General features: G+C 68.6%; 13 protein-coding genes. 6 read left to right on the top strand and 7 right to left on the bottom strand.

The window, feature by feature from the left end; all coding sequences use genetic code 11:
* Window positions 1-119 precede the first annotated feature (119 nt).
* The gene (locus JOY29_RS12865; protein WP_300973940.1) at window positions 120-1,361 is read left to right on the top strand and encodes a sensor histidine kinase; all 1,242 of its coding nucleotides are present in this window, start codon (window positions 120-122) and stop codon (window positions 1,359-1,361) included.
* On the top strand, window positions 1,354-2,100 hold the full coding sequence (locus JOY29_RS12860; RefSeq protein WP_300973939.1) for a LytTR family DNA-binding domain-containing protein: 747 nt from the start codon (window positions 1,354-1,356) through the stop codon (window positions 2,098-2,100). The genes JOY29_RS12865 and JOY29_RS12860 overlap by 8 nt, the downstream gene beginning before the upstream one ends.
* A 187-nt stretch (window positions 2,101-2,287) precedes the next feature.
* Here JOY29_RS12860 and JOY29_RS12855 read toward each other — a convergent pair whose 3' ends face one another.
* A complete protein-coding gene (locus JOY29_RS12855) occupies window positions 2,288-3,607 on the bottom strand; it encodes a cation:dicarboxylase symporter family transporter (protein WP_300973938.1) in 1,320 nt (439 codons plus the stop codon).
* A 200-nt stretch (window positions 3,608-3,807) separates the two neighbouring features.
* On the opposite strand from JOY29_RS12855, the gene JOY29_RS12850 reads away from it, so the two are divergent.
* Both JOY29_RS12850 and JOY29_RS12845 read left to right on the top strand, forming a co-directional pair.
* Window positions 3,808-4,263, top strand: coding sequence for a PA2169 family four-helix-bundle protein (locus tag JOY29_RS12850; RefSeq protein WP_300973937.1), 456 nt, complete (start codon window positions 3,808-3,810; stop codon window positions 4,261-4,263).
* A 4-nt stretch (window positions 4,264-4,267) separates the two neighbouring features.
* A complete protein-coding gene (locus JOY29_RS12845; RefSeq protein ID WP_300973936.1) occupies window positions 4,268-4,717 on the top strand; it encodes a DUF3597 domain-containing protein in 450 nt (149 codons plus the stop codon).
* 34 nt (window positions 4,718-4,751) lie between these two features.
* On the opposite strand, the gene JOY29_RS12840 is transcribed toward JOY29_RS12845, so the two are convergent.
* From JOY29_RS12840 to JOY29_RS12830, 3 genes are all read right to left on the bottom strand, one after another.
* Window positions 4,752-5,642 carry an energy transducer TonB gene (locus tag JOY29_RS12840; RefSeq protein WP_300973935.1) on the bottom strand — a complete coding sequence of 297 codons (891 nt, stop codon included), beginning with the start codon at window positions 5,640-5,642 and terminating at the stop codon, window positions 4,752-4,754.
* A gap of 327 nt (window positions 5,643-5,969) precedes the next feature.
* The gene (locus JOY29_RS12835; protein WP_300973934.1) at window positions 5,970-6,326 is read right to left on the bottom strand and encodes a DUF3140 domain-containing protein; all 357 of its coding nucleotides are present in this window, start codon (window positions 6,324-6,326) and stop codon (window positions 5,970-5,972) included.
* A 69-nt stretch (window positions 6,327-6,395) separates the two neighbouring features.
* The gene (locus JOY29_RS12830) at window positions 6,396-6,809 is read right to left on the bottom strand and encodes a PaaI family thioesterase (RefSeq protein ID WP_300973933.1); all 414 of its coding nucleotides are present in this window, start codon (window positions 6,807-6,809) and stop codon (window positions 6,396-6,398) included.
* A gap of 1,094 nt (window positions 6,810-7,903) precedes the next feature.
* Between JOY29_RS12830 and JOY29_RS12825 the strand changes: the two genes are divergently transcribed.
* Complete coding sequence (locus JOY29_RS12825; protein WP_300973932.1) at window positions 7,904-10,228, top strand: ATP-dependent helicase; 2,325 nt, start codon at window positions 7,904-7,906, stop codon at window positions 10,226-10,228.
* A 3-nt stretch (window positions 10,229-10,231) separates the two neighbouring features.
* Here JOY29_RS12825 and JOY29_RS12820 read toward each other — a convergent pair whose 3' ends face one another.
* On the bottom strand, window positions 10,232-11,887 hold the full coding sequence (locus JOY29_RS12820) for a DEAD/DEAH box helicase (RefSeq protein ID WP_300973931.1): 1,656 nt from the start codon (window positions 11,885-11,887) through the stop codon (window positions 10,232-10,234).
* Between the two features lie 97 nt (window positions 11,888-11,984).
* Here JOY29_RS12820 and JOY29_RS12815 point away from each other — a divergent pair, with 97 nt between their 5' ends.
* Window positions 11,985-12,227: a glutaredoxin gene (locus JOY29_RS12815; protein WP_300973930.1), complete on the top strand. Its 243-nt coding sequence runs from the start codon at window positions 11,985-11,987 to the stop codon at window positions 12,225-12,227.
* 41 nt (window positions 12,228-12,268) lie between these two features.
* Here the strand turns inward: JOY29_RS12815 and JOY29_RS12810 are convergent, their stop codons facing one another.
* Window positions 12,269-12,784, bottom strand: coding sequence for a hemerythrin domain-containing protein (locus JOY29_RS12810; protein ID WP_300973929.1), 516 nt, complete (start codon window positions 12,782-12,784; stop codon window positions 12,269-12,271).
* 59 nt (window positions 12,785-12,843) lie between these two features.
* Window positions 12,844-14,202, bottom strand: coding sequence for a serine hydrolase (locus JOY29_RS12805; RefSeq protein WP_300973928.1), 1,359 nt, complete (start codon window positions 14,200-14,202; stop codon window positions 12,844-12,846).
* Between the last annotated feature and the right edge of the window lie 85 nt (window positions 14,203-14,287).

Raw genomic sequence — 14,287 nt, 5'->3', positions numbered from 1 at the left:
TTTCGCGGGGAGAACGGTCGGCGCTCGGCCACGTTCCACTTCGACCAGTGCACCTTTCCCTTCGCCGAGCGGACCGGCGGCGCTTGCGAGTCCCGGCTGCACAAGGCAGTCTCCGGCCCATGAACATGCCGCTTGCCGCCGACCAGTTGCACCCGTCCGACCGGAGCGGGCGCAGGCGCTTCGCCGACTGGCGCCTGGCGCTTCAGGCGATCCTCGGCTTCTGGGCGATTTATTGTGTCACCGTCATCGCTCGCGCCTTCCTGAGCAGCGACCCGCTCACCATCCTGCTCAACAAGGTACTCACCCTGCTGGTCGGCCTTGGGCTGACGGGCCTGCTCTACGTGGCCATCGCCACGCTGGCGGCCGGAACGTCGATGCGACGAAAGGCGCTGGTCGCCGGCATCGGCTCGCTCGTTGCCTCGGCGACGCTGGCCGCGACCCTTGTCCTCAGCGAGGGACAGCTCAAGACCAGCAAGGAGGAGTTCCGCTTCCAGGCACGCGAGGGCTTCGTCGTCGTCCAGAAGGGTGACCAGGTGCGCATCGAGCGGGCCGCCGCCGATCCGGTGGTCGTCACCATGCCGCGCATGCAGGATCTCAAGCAGCACGACCAGTTCCGGATCGCGGCGGATGCGGCGGTGGTCTGGCTGTTCTTCTTCGCCGCCTGGTCGGCCGTCTACCTCGCGGCGGTGAGCCAGGCCCAGGCGCTGGACATGCAGCGCCGCGCTGCGGCGGCCGAAAGCGCCGCCCAGCTCGCCCAGGTTCGGGCGCTCCGCTACCAGGTCAATCCGCACTTCCTGTTCAACACGCTCAACAGCCTGTCGAGCCTGGTCATGAGCGGCCGCCCGGAAGAGGCGGAATCGATGATCCTGAAGCTTTCGACCTTCTTTCGCTCCAGCCTGTCGCTCGACCCCACCGCGGACGTCAGCCTCGCCGAGGAGATCGAACTCCAGCGTCTCTACCTTGAGATCGAGAAGGTCCGTTTTCCGCGCCGGCTCAAGGTAGAGATCGTCGTGCCGGACCGGCTCTCGACTGCCCGGCTGCCGGCCCTGGTGCTGCAGCCGATTGTCGAAAATGCGATCAAGTACGGGCTCGGCAACACCCGCGACAAGGTGACGCTCCGGATCTGCGCCGAGGAGCCGTTGCCAGGTCGGCTGCGGATCGAGGTCAGCAATTTCGGCGGCACCATGCTCAAGGCGGCGCGCCAGTCCGGGCCCAAGCCCGGCACCAAGGTCGGCCTCGCCAATGTAGCGCAGCGCCTCAGCGCCCGCTTCGGCCGCTCGGCCGGGGTCGAGCATGGACCTTTGCCGGACGGCGGCTACAAGGTAGCTTTGACTCTGCCGGTGACCAGCCAGGATGGATGATCCGCCCTTGAAGACGTTGGTGGTCGACGACGAGCCGCTCGCTACCGAGCGGCTGCAGCTTCTGCTCGCCCGAATTGGCGGTGTCGACCTCGTCGGAACCGCCAGCGACGGCGAGGCGGCGTGCCGCATGGCCGAGGCGCTGCGCCCCGATCTCCTTCTCCTGGACATAGCGATGCCGGGGATGGACGGGATCGATGTCGCCCGCACCCTCGCTCACAGCGCAGGGCGACCGGCGGTCGTGTTCGTCACCGCCTTCGACCAGTTCGCCGTCTCCGCCTTCGAGGTCGAGGCCGTCGACTATCTCGTCAAGCCGGTCGACCCGGCCCGGCTCGAGCGCGCCCTTCAGCGCGCCCGCGATCACCTCGACCTGCGGGCGAGCGGAACTGCCCCGCCCCCGCCGGCCGGCCGCTATCTTGACGAATTCTGGGCATCCGACCTGACCGGCCTGGTCCGGATCCGCTCGATCGACATCGACCGGGTGTCGGCCGAGCGGGACTATATGCGGCTCCACGTCGGCACGCGCAGCTGGCTGATCCACCACAGCATGGCGGCGCTCGAGGAAGGCCTCGACCCGGCGGTCTTCGTCCGGCTCCATCGCTCGGCGATCGTCCGGCGCGACTTCATCACCGGCTTCCAGCGTAACGCTTCCGGCCGCTGGATCGCCCGCCTCGGCGACGGCAGCGAACAGCCGGTTGGCCGGCTCTACGCCGACAGCGTCCGGGCCATCGCCGGCCGCTGACCTCGTCCCCGGTCGCAGGTCAAAGGAAGGTTGCGGCGCGGGGGTTTGCCATCCGTTCGAAGGACGTTGCCAATGGCGAATTCGTCGTTCGGCCCGCGCCGCCCTCTTGTGATGGGCGGGCAACCCTGAACTGTCGCTTGCCGCTCGACCGTCCGCCTTCCGCCGTCTGCCGACCGACGAACGGCGGTCAGCCGCCGTCCGCCAACACGTCATGCTCATGCTCGTGCTCGGACACCGCCCCGGTCACCGCCACGTCGAGCACCACATTACCGAGCGTGCGGAAGGTGTCCGGAATCGTCTCGAGCGCCAGCAACAAGGCGAGTGGCTCGATCGGCACGCCCAGCGCGATGCTGATCGGCGCGATCGAGGTGACGAAGCTGATCTGGCCAGGCAGGCTGACCGCGCCGAGCGAGGCCATGGCGGCGACGGCGATGCCGGCGATGTAGCCGGTCCAGCTGATGTCCACGCCCAGCCAATGGGCGACATAGAGGGCAACGCCGATGTTCATCGCCGGCCCGGTCGCCCGGAACAGCGCCACCGCCAGCGGCAGCACCACGTCGGCGTCGCGCTGGCGGATGCGCAGGTCGGCCGCGGCCTGCAGCATGGCCGGCAGGGAGGCGAGCGACGAACGCGTCGACAGGGCGACGACCGAAGGCGGGGTGATGGCACGGAAGAAGCGGCCAGGCGCAAAGCCCGCGACGGCAATTGCGATCGCAAAGCCGAGAACTGTCAGGATGATCCCGAGGATCGAGATGACCACGACATAATGGACGACCGCGCCCAGTGCGGAGCCGCCAGCGCCCGCACCGACCGCGAAGGCCAGCGCCAGCACGCCGATCGGTGCCAGCGCCAGCACCCAGCCGATCACCCGCAGCATGGCGTCGGCCACGCCTTCGAAGAAGCCGAGCACGCTGCCGCGACGCGCAGGGTCGACCCGGGCGAGGGCAAAGGCGAAGACCGCGGTGAAGAAGACCAGCGGCAGGATCTGGTCGTTTGCCGCGGCCGCGATCGGATTGGGCGGGATGATCGTCTTGAAGAAGTCGGCGACGGTCGGGACCGCGGCAGCCGTGGCGCTCTGGTCGACGCCGGCGAGCCCCGCCTGCAGCGCCTGCGCCGCAACTTCGGGGAGCGGCCATACCGACAGAATGGCAGGCGTCATCACCGCCCCGAAGATGGCCGAGAAGATGTAGAAGCCGACGAACCAGGCGACCGCCTTGGCGGCCAGCCCACCGGCCCGGGCCGCATCGGCACCGCCGACCACGCCGACCACCAGCAGGGCGACGATCAGCGGGATCACGGTCATTCGAAGCGCATCGAGCCACAGCCCGCCGATCAGGCCGGCGGTCTGGACCAGCGGTTCCTTGATTCCGTCGCCCGAACCGGCGACGAGGATTCCGAGCACCAGGCCGACGACCAGCGCCGCCATCAGGATGAGTGCGCTTCGGCCGCCCCCACCGGCAGGAGCCGGGGTGGGTCCGGCCGTCATCTGCGCGGTCCGTTCAGTCATCGTGAGATCTCTCCAGGCGCGAGCACGCAGCCTCTGCCTAGCGGCGACTCTCCCGCATGCAAGTGCACAAGTCCGCCGGTTGCGGCACCGCCTCGCCGCGATCCTGCGCCTTTATTCGTTTCCGATTCGAACCGGCGCGGTGGCGGGGCGTTATTGCTTCAACACCTTCCCACCCCCCTACACAGACGAGGAGTTCATCGATGATCGGTTCGGACAACAAGAGCGGCGTCGGCACGCTCGAGACCCTCACCTCGACGCTGATCGACAGCGTCAACGGCTATCGCGACGCCGCCCAGAATGCGGATGGCACGCGCTTCCAGGAAATCTTTCGCCGCAACGCCGACGAGCGCAGCCGCATCGTCGAGGAGCTTCGCTCCGAGATTCGCCGCCTCGGCGGCAATGCGCCGGATGACGGCAGCTTCCTCGGCGCCACCCACCAGCGTTTCCTCGATCTCAAGGCGGCGGTGACCGGCCGCGACGACAAGGCGATCATCAACGAGGTCGAGCGCGGCGAGGATTATCTGAAGGAGAAGTTCGAGGCGGCGCTCGGCTCGGACATCGACCCCCAGGCCCGGACGATCATCGAACGTGCCTATCAGTCGGTCCGCCACGGCCATGACCAGATCAGCAGCCTGAAGCACGGCCTCGAAGCGTAAGCCCGTGGGCATCTTCGACAAGATCAAGGGCGCGATCTTCGGCCACAAGGATCCGGGACCGGGCAATCGCCCGACCATCCCGGCCGGAATGGCCGGAGGTCCGCCCCTCCAGCAGCAGCAGCAGCAGCAGCAGCAGCAGGCCCAGCAGGGTGGCACCGTCACCCAGCAGCAGGCCCCTGCGCAGCAACAGCAGCAGGTGGACGTCGAGCAGGTGCTCGCCGACATCAACCGGCAGCGCGGCAATCCCGGGCTCAACTACCAGCGCTCGATCGTCGACCTGATGAAGCTGCTCGGAATCGATTCCAGTCTCGAGAACCGCAAGGAACTCGCGCAGGAACTGGGCTACACCGGCGAGCTCAATGGCTCGGCGGAGATGAACATCTGGCTGCACAAGGCCGTCATGAAGCAGCTCGCTGCCAATGGCGGGCGCGTGCCGGCCAGCTTCATCGACTGACGGAGGACCGCGGGCTCCGACCGGGGGTCCGCGGTTACTTCGCCGGGGGATCGAGCGCGATGGCGGTGACCGACCCGTCCGGGCCGACCGCTGACGGCAGGATTGCCGGCCGCTGCCGGTCCGGTCCCCGGCTGACCACCCATTGCACCGACAGACGCACGTTGGTCGTGCCCGGCGGCACCGCATCGGCAAAGCTGGTCTGGAAACAGGGCGCAGGCTCCCAGTCGAAGCGGGCGGAAAAGCGCCCCGCCGAACAGTCCCGGACCGACCGATCCTCATTAAGTCGGTAATCCCCCTCGCCGCGCACCAGCAGTTCGCCGCGGCTCTCATCGTGGGGCGGCAGGGGATCGAGCGGATCGGTCACCCAGCGGTTCTCCAGGCGAACAGTCAGCAGGTCGCCCGGTCGCGCCTTCAGATATTCCGCGGCGGCGCGAACCAAATCCCTGTCGATCGGCATGCAGACAGGCACGTGGATCAGCCCCCCGCCTTCGAAGCGAAGCTCGCGACGGCACGAACGCTGGCCGCCGGCGGTGGTCGTTTCCCAGATATCGTCGCTCCCGCGCAGCGCCGAGTTGCCGTCATCCTCCGGCAGCACCCAGCGGATGCTTGCACTCGCCACGTCGGCAACGGCCCTTCCCTTGCTGTCCCGCGCGGGAACGAAGCGCGGGCGCTCGGTCATGATCCGGCAGGTCGTGGCATCCAGGGACTTCGACCCGCTCGAACTGGTGACCCGGCAGGCGGTCACCCGGCCCTCGGGCGAGACGTCCAGTTCGAAGCCGACCGTGCCCTGCTCCTCGTTGCGGATGGCATCGGCCGGATAGTCGTCATGGCTCAGGTAGGAGGCGAGATTGGCCCTCGACCGCGCGCCTTCGGGCGATGGGGGACTGGCGGCCGGGGCGGCGGCGAGCAGGAACGCGATCAACATGGCGGGAGGCTAACCTTCCGCCCGGTTCCCGTCACCCCTCTCGCGTTTCCATCTCCGCCGGAGGAGGCATGGGTTGCGTGCAGTCCGACGACTCGCTTGTCCGCGCCGGCGCAAATCTCGTGACGACGATCGGCGGCTTCCCCTTCGGGCCCGACTGCGAAGAGGATCGTGACCCGATCCGGCACCGGTCGCGGTGGCACCTTCCACCGAGCCGACCACTCGCCCCTGTCCGCGACAGCGCGCTCAGTTCTATCCTGGGCGGCGATGGCAAGCGACAGGCTGGCGAGCATGCGGCGACGCTAATCCGTGCGACGCCCCTTTTTGTGCTCAATCCTTCGCCGGATCATGACCCCAGTTCTTGAGGCTCGCCGCCCAGCGCGAGCCGTCGGGGTGCGCCGGCTTCTGCGCCAGGTGCCGGTGCACATAGCCGACCACCTTCTTCATGTGGGCAAGATCGTCCTCGTCGAGATCGTCGGCCTTGGTGTGCAGCAGCTCGATGATCCGCCGGCCCGACTTGTGTCCGACGCTCTCGCCCGAGCCCTGCCCGTCCTCGCCTTTCCAGCCGACCTCGCGGCTTTCGGCGGTGGCGAGCCACTTCTCCAGTTGCGAAGGGGTCATGTTCACCGCGTCGCGGAAATCGCTGACGATCTCCTTCTTGGCGTCGGCATCGATGGTGTCGGCCATGGCAAGTCTCCTCGCCGCCTCAACCGACGAAGGCCGGCAAGGGTCTCACCTACGGACCTTCGGCCAGCCTCATCCCGCCTTGGTCAGCACAGCGGACGCGCTGGCGACGAGCCGCCGCTCGCCGTCGCGGAAGGCGAACAGCCGGGCGTCGACGAAGAGCTGCGCCTTGCCGGCCCTGGTTACCGTGGCCGAAGCCTCGAACCGCTCGCCCCTGGCGCTGCTCAGGAACTGAGTGCTGAACTGGAGCGTGACCACCGGCCCGGCGATGGTCGCGGCGGCATAGCCGGCGGCCGTGTCCAGCGCCGCGCACTGCACGCCCGCATGCAGCGCGCCGGCATGGTTGAGGAGTTCGGGTCTCGCATCGAAGGAGAGCGCAGCCTCACCCTGCCCCGCCGCCTCGACCGCAAAGCCGGTCACGCGGTGGAAGGGCGACATGGCGTTGGCGGCCTCGAGCGCCAGCTTCAGCCCGTCGTCGCTGCTCATCGTGACCCTCGCTCGCCTGTTCTCGCCACCCCGGACCTGACCCGGCTTGCGCACCGCCTGGCGCGACGCGATCGATGAAGAAGAGGAAGATGGACCTCGGATCAAGTCCGGGGTGACGGGCGAGGTCCTCCCGCAGCGCTGCTAGGCAGTCAGCGCCCGGGTGACGAGCGACGAAAGCGCCACCGGCGGGCTGCCGGACGAAAGGAGTTCAAAGGGACAATCAGGCCCCAAACGAGAAATGGGGCCCGGCATTGCTGCCGAGCCCCACTGCGCCGAGACAGGTTCTGCCGGTGTTCGTTCCGTCCGAGAATGCCGCTCCGAAAAGCGAAACTCTCCTTCATCCCGATCCTCGCGTGCCCGCTCAGGCGTCGCGTCGGTCCCGATCGGCTGCCCGGTCTCCCGGGCTCTTCCCCGGATCTCGGCTCCAGCGACCTTGCGGCCCCATGTCGCCTCCACCCGGCTCTGCCGGCGCCTCCCGGCTGTCCGCTTCCGACCCGAAGGCCTTCCGCTCACTGCCGTTCCGCTCCGACGGTCATGGTCCTCGCCTCCGCTTGTCCGACCACTCCCTTGCGGGAGCGACTTCCAAGCCTCGGTCCGGTCCTGGACCCGCTTCCCGCACCAGCCCCTGGCAAGCCAGGCTCGGCACGATCCGCCACCGTCCGTCCGTTCGCGGCCCTTCTTGGGACATTCGTCTTTCGCGCTGCCCTGATCAGCTCTTGCGAGCCGGCCCGGCCTGCGGCGGTGAGACGAGCATCTCTTCCGGCGCCTCTTGCCGGCTTCGCTCCGGAGATCCTCCGCATTTCCTTCCAAGGCGTCCTGGGGAAGCCCTGGAGCTCGAAACGAATTCCACTCCATCGCCTTGCCGGCGGAGATCGGAAGTTCCTTCCCTTTCCCGTCGCGTCAGCCCTTGCGGGCCTCTTCCTGGGAGAGGGCCGGTTGCCCCCCGATCACCTGTTCAAGATGACTCCGTTTGTGAGTCGCGCAAAGCATAATCGGCAGCATCATGCCTGTGGATAACGGGGATATCGGGTGCAATCGTTGCGCAGCCGTTCCTTCGCCCGGTGTTGCCGTTCCGTTCTCCCCGGCCTAGGGCAATGCAAGTGCCCGAATCCGCCGCCATTTCCCCCGAACCGGCCTATCTCTCCGGCCTGAACGCGCCCCAGCGCGAAGCCGTGCTGACGACCGAAGGACCGGTGCTGGTGCTGGCCGGCGCGGGAACGGGCAAGACCGCCGCCCTGACCGCGCGACTCGCCCACCTCATCGCCACGCGCCGTGCCTGGCCGAGCGAGATCCTCGCGGTGACCTTCACCAACAAGGCAGCGCGCGAGATGCGCGAGCGGGTCAGCAAGATCAGTGGCGGCGCGATCGAGGGCATGCCCTGGCTCGGCACCTTCCACTCGATCGCCGCCAAGATGCTCCGCATCCACGCCGAGCTCGCCGGCCTGCAGAGCAATTTCACCATCCTCGACACCGACGACCAGCTCCGGCTGCTGAAGCAGCTGATCGTCGCGGCCGAGCTCGACGAGAAGCGCTGGCCCGCCCGCCAGCTCGCCTCCTGCATCGACCGCTGGAAGAACAAGGGGCTCACCCCGCAGATGCTCGACGCCGGCGAGGCGGAAGCCTTCGCCAACGGCCGCGGGGCCGAGCTCTATGCCCAGTATCAGGCGCGGCTCAGGGCCGTGAACGCCTGCGACTTCGGCGACCTGCTGCTCCACATGCTGGTCATCTTCCGCACCCACGAGGACGTGCTGGAGCGCTGCCGCGCCCGCTTCAAATATCTGCTGGTCGACGAATATCAGGACACCAACGCCGTCCAGTACGAGTGGCTGAAGCTGCTCGCCGAGCCGCGGCGCAACCTGTGCTGCGTGGGCGATGACGACCAGTCCATCTACTCCTGGCGCGGGGCAGAGGTCGCCAACATCCTGCGCTTCGAGCGCGATTTTGCCGGCGCGGCGGTGATCCGGCTCGAGCAGAACTATCGCTCCACCCCGCACATCCTTGGCGCCGCCTCCGGCCTCATCGCCAACAATTCGGGCCGCCTCGGCAAGACCTTGTGGACGGAGTGCGACGCGGGCGAGAAGGTGCGCGTCATCGGCGTGTGGGACGGCCCCGAGGAAGCGCGCCGGGTGGGCGAGGAGCTCGAAACCCATCAGGCCCGCGGCGGCAAGCTTTCCGATGCCGCCATCCTCGTCCGCGCCCAGTTCCAGACCCGCGAGTTCGAAGAACGCTTCATCGCGATCGGCCTGCCCTATCAGATCGTCGGCGGCTTCCGCTTCTACGAGCGGACCGAGATCCGCGACGCCCTCGCCTATCTCCGCCTGGTCCAGAGCCCGTCGGACGACCTCGCCTTCGAGCGGATCGTCAACACGCCCAAGCGCGGGCTCGGCGACAAGGCGATCGCCAACATCCATCGCTACGCCCGCGCTGCCGGCCTGCCGCTCCTGCTCGCCGCCGCGCAGATGCTCGATTCGGACGAGCTGACCCCGCAGGCACGGCGCAGCCTCGGCCGCTTCGTCGGCGACCTCGCCCGCTGGCGGCAGATGCACCTTGCCGCCGCCGACCAGCAGAAGAGCCCCCACGAGCCGCCGCCCCATGCCGAGCTCGCCCGCCTGCTCCTCGACGAGAGCGGCTACACCGCCATGCTCCAGGCCGAGCGCACCGCCGAGGCGTCGGGCCGGCTTGAGAACCTCACCGAACTCACCCGGGCGATGGAGGAATATGAAAGCCTCCCCGCCTTCCTCGAGCATGTCAGTTTGGTCATGGACAATGACGCCGACGAGTCCGGCGACAAGGTCACCATCATGACCATCCATGCCGCCAAGGGGCTGGAATTTCCGATCGTCTATCTTCCCGGCTGGGAAGAAGGGGTCTTTCCCTCGCAGCGCGCACTGGACGAGGGCGGCACCGCCAGTCTCGAGGAGGAACGCCGGCTCGCCTATGTCGCCATCACCCGGGCGCGCGAGAAGGCGACCATCGTCCACGCCGCCAACCGCCGCATCTACGGCCAGTGGACCTCGTCCATTCCCAGCCGCTTCGTCGCCGAACTGCCCAGGGAGCATGTCGACGAGGAGACCACCATGACCGGCGGCGAAAGCCTGTGGCGGGCGCAGTGGAGCGAGCGCGGCGACCCCTTCGCCCATGTCGCCGCCCAGCGCCCCGACCGGCTCGCCACCCGCGGCCCGGGCTGGGGACGCGCCGCCCAGACCTTCACTCCCGCGCCCCAGCGAATCGTCGAGGCGCGCGCGTCCGCCGTCAGCCTCGGCAACAAGGGCCGCGACGACCTCGCCGTCGGCCAGCGCGTCTTCCACGGCAAGTTCGGCTACGGCACCATCGCCGTCATCGAAGGCAACAAGCTCGAGATCGACTTCGAGCATTCGGGCCGCAAGCGGGTGCTCGACAGCTTCGTCTCTGTGGGCTGAGGCTTACCGCCGCCGCAGGGTCTTCGGCTGCCGCGGCCGCGGTGGGCCGCCGCCGGCGGCATGATGCTCGTCGGGACTGGTGCTGGGCTCGACCAGGATGCCGTCCTGCGCCATGGCGGGCGAGTTCTTGCGCAGCGCCTTGACGAAGGTCTGGAGGGCGCGCGGGCTCACCTCGAAATAGCTGTCGGTCGCGGCGACCTTGATCGCTCCGATCTCGCTCCGGGGCACGTGGCCGATGCGGCAGATCAGCGGCAGCAGCCACTTGGGATCGCCTCCCTGGCGCCGCCCGGCATTGATGCGGAACCAGCCGGCCCCATCGAAGCCGCCATGCTGCGGCCGCTCCTCGGATGGACCGTCGAGCAGATCCTCCGGCGCCGGAAGGTCGGAGGCGAGCGCCCGCACCAGCGCCGCGGCGACGCCCTCGGGGCCAAGCTCCTCCAGCAGTTCCGCCGCGAACGCCTGGTCGGCTTCCTCCGCCTCGACCGGCTCGCGCAGCTTCTCCATCAATCGGGCGCGGTCCCTGGCGCGGATCTCATCGGCGCTCGGCACCGACTTCCATTCCACGGGGATTCGGGCAAGGCGAAGCATCGACTCCACCCGACGGCGGCGCATCCCGGGGACGATCAGCAGCGCGATGCCCTTGCGGCCCGCGCGCCCGGTCCGGCCCGACCGGTGCTGGAGCGCCTCGGCGTCGCGCGGAAGCTCGACGTGGATGACGAGGCTCACGCCCGGAAGATCGATGCCGCGCGCGGCAACGTCGGTCGCGACCAGCACGCGCGCCCGCCCGTCACGAAGCGCCTGGAGCGCGCGGTTGCGGTCGGCCTGGCTATGCTCGCCGGACAGCGCGACCGCCGAAAATCCGCGTTCGGAGAGCGTGCCGTGGAGCCGCCGCACCGCCTCGCGCGTCGCGCAGAACAGGATCGCCGTCTCGGCCTCGTGGAAGCGGAGCAGGTTGACCACCGCATGCTCGACGTCGGTCGGGCGGACGGTCACCGCCTGATAGGCGATGTCGCCATGGCCGGCATTCTCGCCGAGCGTGCTGATGCGTAGCGCATCGCGCTGGTAGCGGCGGGCAAGCGCCACGATCGGTTTGGGCAGGGTGGCCGAGAAGAGCAACGTCCGCCGTTCGGGCGGGGCGCCGTCGAGGATCTCCTCCAGCTCCTCGCGGAAACCCATGTCGAGCATCTCGTCGGCCTCGTCGAGCACGACCACGCGAAGCGACGACAGGTCGAGCGCGCCCCGCTCCAGATGGTCGCGCAGGCGGCCCGGCGTGCCGACCACGATATGCGCGCCATTCTCCAGGCTGCGGCGCTCGCGCACCGGGTCCATGCCGCCGACGCAGGTGACCACCCGGCCACCGGCGGGCTCGTACAGCCACTGGAGCTCGGCCGAGACCTGCAGCGCCAGCTCGCGGGTCGGGGCGATGACGAGGGCGAGCGGCGGCAGAGAGAAGGGCAGGCGCTCGGCGTCGCCAAGCAGCTCGCCGGCCATGGCGAGGCCGAACGCAACCGTCTTGCCGGAGCCGGTGCGGGCGGAGACGAGCAGGTCGCGGCCGGCGGCTTCGGGCTTCGACACCGAATCCTGGACTTCGGTCAGCTGGTCGTAGCCACGCGCGTCGAGCGCCCGGCGAAGGGCCGCGGGAAGATGATCATGGGGCATGGCCGCTCCCTTAGGCGCGTTCGGCGCCGAGCGCCACTGCCGGGAACCCCCGATGCGTTCCGGGCGCTGGAGCGGCAGCCACAGGAGAGCCCAACCCATGCCCACCGCCCAGATCACCCGGATGGTCCTGCCCGACCACGAATGCCCGTTCGGCCGCCGCGCCCTCAACCTTCTCAAGGACCATGGCTTCGAGGTGGAGGAGCGCCAGCTCACCAGCCGCGACGAGACCGAGGCCTTCAAGGCCGAACATGGAGTCTCGACCACGCCGCTCATCTTTGTCGATGGCACCAAGATCGGCGGCTGCAGCGACCTCGAGAAATTCCTGGTGGCGCACGCCTGAACGACGTCGTCCCGGCGTTAGCCGGGACGACGATCGCCTCTCTAGACCGCCGCCACCTTGGTCTTCTTCAGGGCCGCCAGGTGCACCTCCGGCCCGTCCTTCTCGATCTCCGCCTCGTAGCGCGCCTTGGCCTTGGCCAGCGTCTCCCCGAGCGCGTCCATGTCGACCCCGTGCCTTTTGGCCTGGCTGAAGATGCCGGTCAGCCAGCGCTCTTCCTCGCCGACATGATGCTCGATCTCTTCCTTCAGCACCTTGACCTTTGCCTCGGCAAAGTCGTCGCCCTTGGTGCTGGCCAGGATCTCGGCGATCAGCACGTTGGCCGCGTCATGCTCGACATAGGCCTCCTTCAGGTCCGCCTCGTCGACCTTGCCCTCGCAGGCCGGGTAGAAATGCTCGTTCTCGATGCGCGTGTGAACGATCAGCGCACCGGCGATCCGTCCGGCGATCTTCTGCTTCGCGGCCGGGCCCGAGGCATTCTCATATTCCTTGAACAGGCCTTCCACCTCGCGATGGTCGTTCTTGAGCAGGGTAATCGCATCGGGGGCGGCGTCGGCCATGGCTGTTCTCCGGCAAGCTTGAAACCGGTCAACCGGAGGCCGGCCGCCTTGTTCCCGGCTCAGCGACGGTCGCCGCTCCCGGTGGTCGCCACATCATCGGCCGGCTCGGGCTCGGGCGCGACGCCGCCCTTCTTGTCGAGCTCCATCCAGTCGCGGAACTCCAGCCCGTAGAGCATGTCCATCACCTCGAACTCGAGACCGCCGGGCTGGCTGGTGTTGCTGTTCCACAGCGCCACCACGCCGCTCTTCAGCTTGGGATCGAACAGGATCAGCGAGCGATAGCCGTTCACCCCGCCGCGATGGCCGACGATGCGGTTCCCGGCATAATCATAGGATCGCCAGCCAAGTCCGTACCAGGCGTCGCCGACCCGCTCGAGGAACTTGCGCAGCCGCCGCCGCTCGCCCGGTGTCTTGACCAGCGGCGCATGGATGGACTCCAGCAGCCGCGGGCTCAGCACGCTCGGCATTCCGCCAAGCTGCGCGATCATCCACAGCGACAGGTCCTTGACGTTGCTGTTGACCCCGCCGGCCGCCGGCACGCGATAATAAGGCTCCAGCACTTCAAGCGGCCGCCGCCCGACGCTGTGCGGGCGCGCCCAGCTTGGCGAGGTGACCAGTCCTTCGCGGGTGAGCGACGCGCTGGTCATGCCGAGCGGCGCGAACAGCTGCTCCTGCACCGCCTGCTGGTAGGGCGTCCCGGTGGTCCGGGCCACCATGTCGCTGGCGCTGTCGAACGCGATATTCTGGTAGCTCCAGCAGGTGTCGGGCGGGCAGATGGCGTTTAGCGTCGACAGCTCGGCCCGGAGCAACTGTGGCGACTGCCCCTCCTCCAGCTTGTTGTCGAGCGCATTGCGGTAGAGGCCGAGCCGGTGGCTCAGCACGTCGGCGACACTGGCGCGATATTCGTTGCCGGCCGGAAGCTTCAGTCCCGGCGCATATTGGGCGACCGGCGCGCCGAGCCGGATCTTGCCCTGCTCCGCCAGCTTGGCGACCATCGTGCCCGCCACGCCCTTGCTGACCGACGCCCAGCGGAACACGGTTTGCGGCGTCACCGGCTCGCCCGATCCAGCCACCGTCTCGCCATAGCCGCGAAGGAAGGTGATGCGGCCATTCTCGACCACCCCGACCGCGAGCCCCACCATCGTCGGTTCGGCCGCCATCCGCCGCAGCCGCGCATCGAGGCGGCCATAGTCGACGCGCTGGCGGGCGGCGGGCTGGATCTCGGCCAGGCGCAGGCTCGCGGCCCTGGTCGCCGCGAGGCCGTCACCGGACGAGGATTGCTCGGGCTCGACGACCCGGATGCTGGCCAGCGCCCCGCCCATCAACAGGACGGCAACGGCGCCAGCGATGACGCGCTTCTTCAGTGACTTGTCCTCCCCGGCTTCGGCTTGGAACGGAGCAGCGCCGGGCTCAACCACGACGGCGACTCGGCTGCGGCAGGACGAAGCCTTGCAGCGACGAACGCATCGCATCTGGCCATGGCGGGCCGCAGCTTCTAGACAC

Source organism: Sphingomonas sp. LHG3406-1, assembly GCF_029637485.1.
Classification (GTDB): Bacteria; Pseudomonadota; Alphaproteobacteria; order Sphingomonadales; family Sphingomonadaceae; genus Sphingomicrobium.
Note: the sequence above shows the minus strand (reverse complement) of the source record. Positions and strands in the feature narration are given on the sequence as shown.

What these genes read in the sequence shown, in the direction of transcription:
- JOY29_RS12860 (WP_300973939.1), top strand. Translation starts at nt 1,354, where the DNA reads ATGGATGATCCGCCCTTGAAGACGTTGGTGGTCGACGACGAGCCGCTC.
- JOY29_RS12850 (WP_300973937.1), top strand. Translation starts at nt 3,808, where the DNA reads ATGATCGGTTCGGACAACAAGAGCGGCGTCGGCACGCTCGAGACCCTC.
- JOY29_RS12820 (WP_300973931.1), bottom strand. Translation starts at nt 11,887, where the DNA reads ATGCCCCATGATCATCTTCCCGCGGCCCTTCGCCGGGCGCTCGACGCG.
- JOY29_RS12830 (WP_300973933.1), bottom strand. Translation starts at nt 6,809, where the DNA reads ATGAGCAGCGACGACGGGCTGAAGCTGGCGCTCGAGGCCGCCAACGCC.
- JOY29_RS12810 (WP_300973929.1), bottom strand. Translation starts at nt 12,784, where the DNA reads ATGGCCGACGCCGCCCCCGATGCGATTACCCTGCTCAAGAACGACCAT.
- JOY29_RS12815 (WP_300973930.1), top strand. Translation starts at nt 11,985, where the DNA reads ATGCCCACCGCCCAGATCACCCGGATGGTCCTGCCCGACCACGAATGC.
- JOY29_RS12855 (WP_300973938.1), bottom strand. Translation starts at nt 3,607, where the DNA reads ATGACTGAACGGACCGCGCAGATGACGGCCGGACCCACCCCGGCTCCT.
- JOY29_RS12825 (WP_300973932.1), top strand. Translation starts at nt 7,904, where the DNA reads ATGCAAGTGCCCGAATCCGCCGCCATTTCCCCCGAACCGGCCTATCTC.
- JOY29_RS12840 (WP_300973935.1), bottom strand. Translation starts at nt 5,642, where the DNA reads ATGTTGATCGCGTTCCTGCTCGCCGCCGCCCCGGCCGCCAGTCCCCCA.
- JOY29_RS12835 (WP_300973934.1), bottom strand. Translation starts at nt 6,326, where the DNA reads ATGGCCGACACCATCGATGCCGACGCCAAGAAGGAGATCGTCAGCGAT.
- JOY29_RS12865 (WP_300973940.1), top strand. Translation starts at nt 120, where the DNA reads ATGAACATGCCGCTTGCCGCCGACCAGTTGCACCCGTCCGACCGGAGC.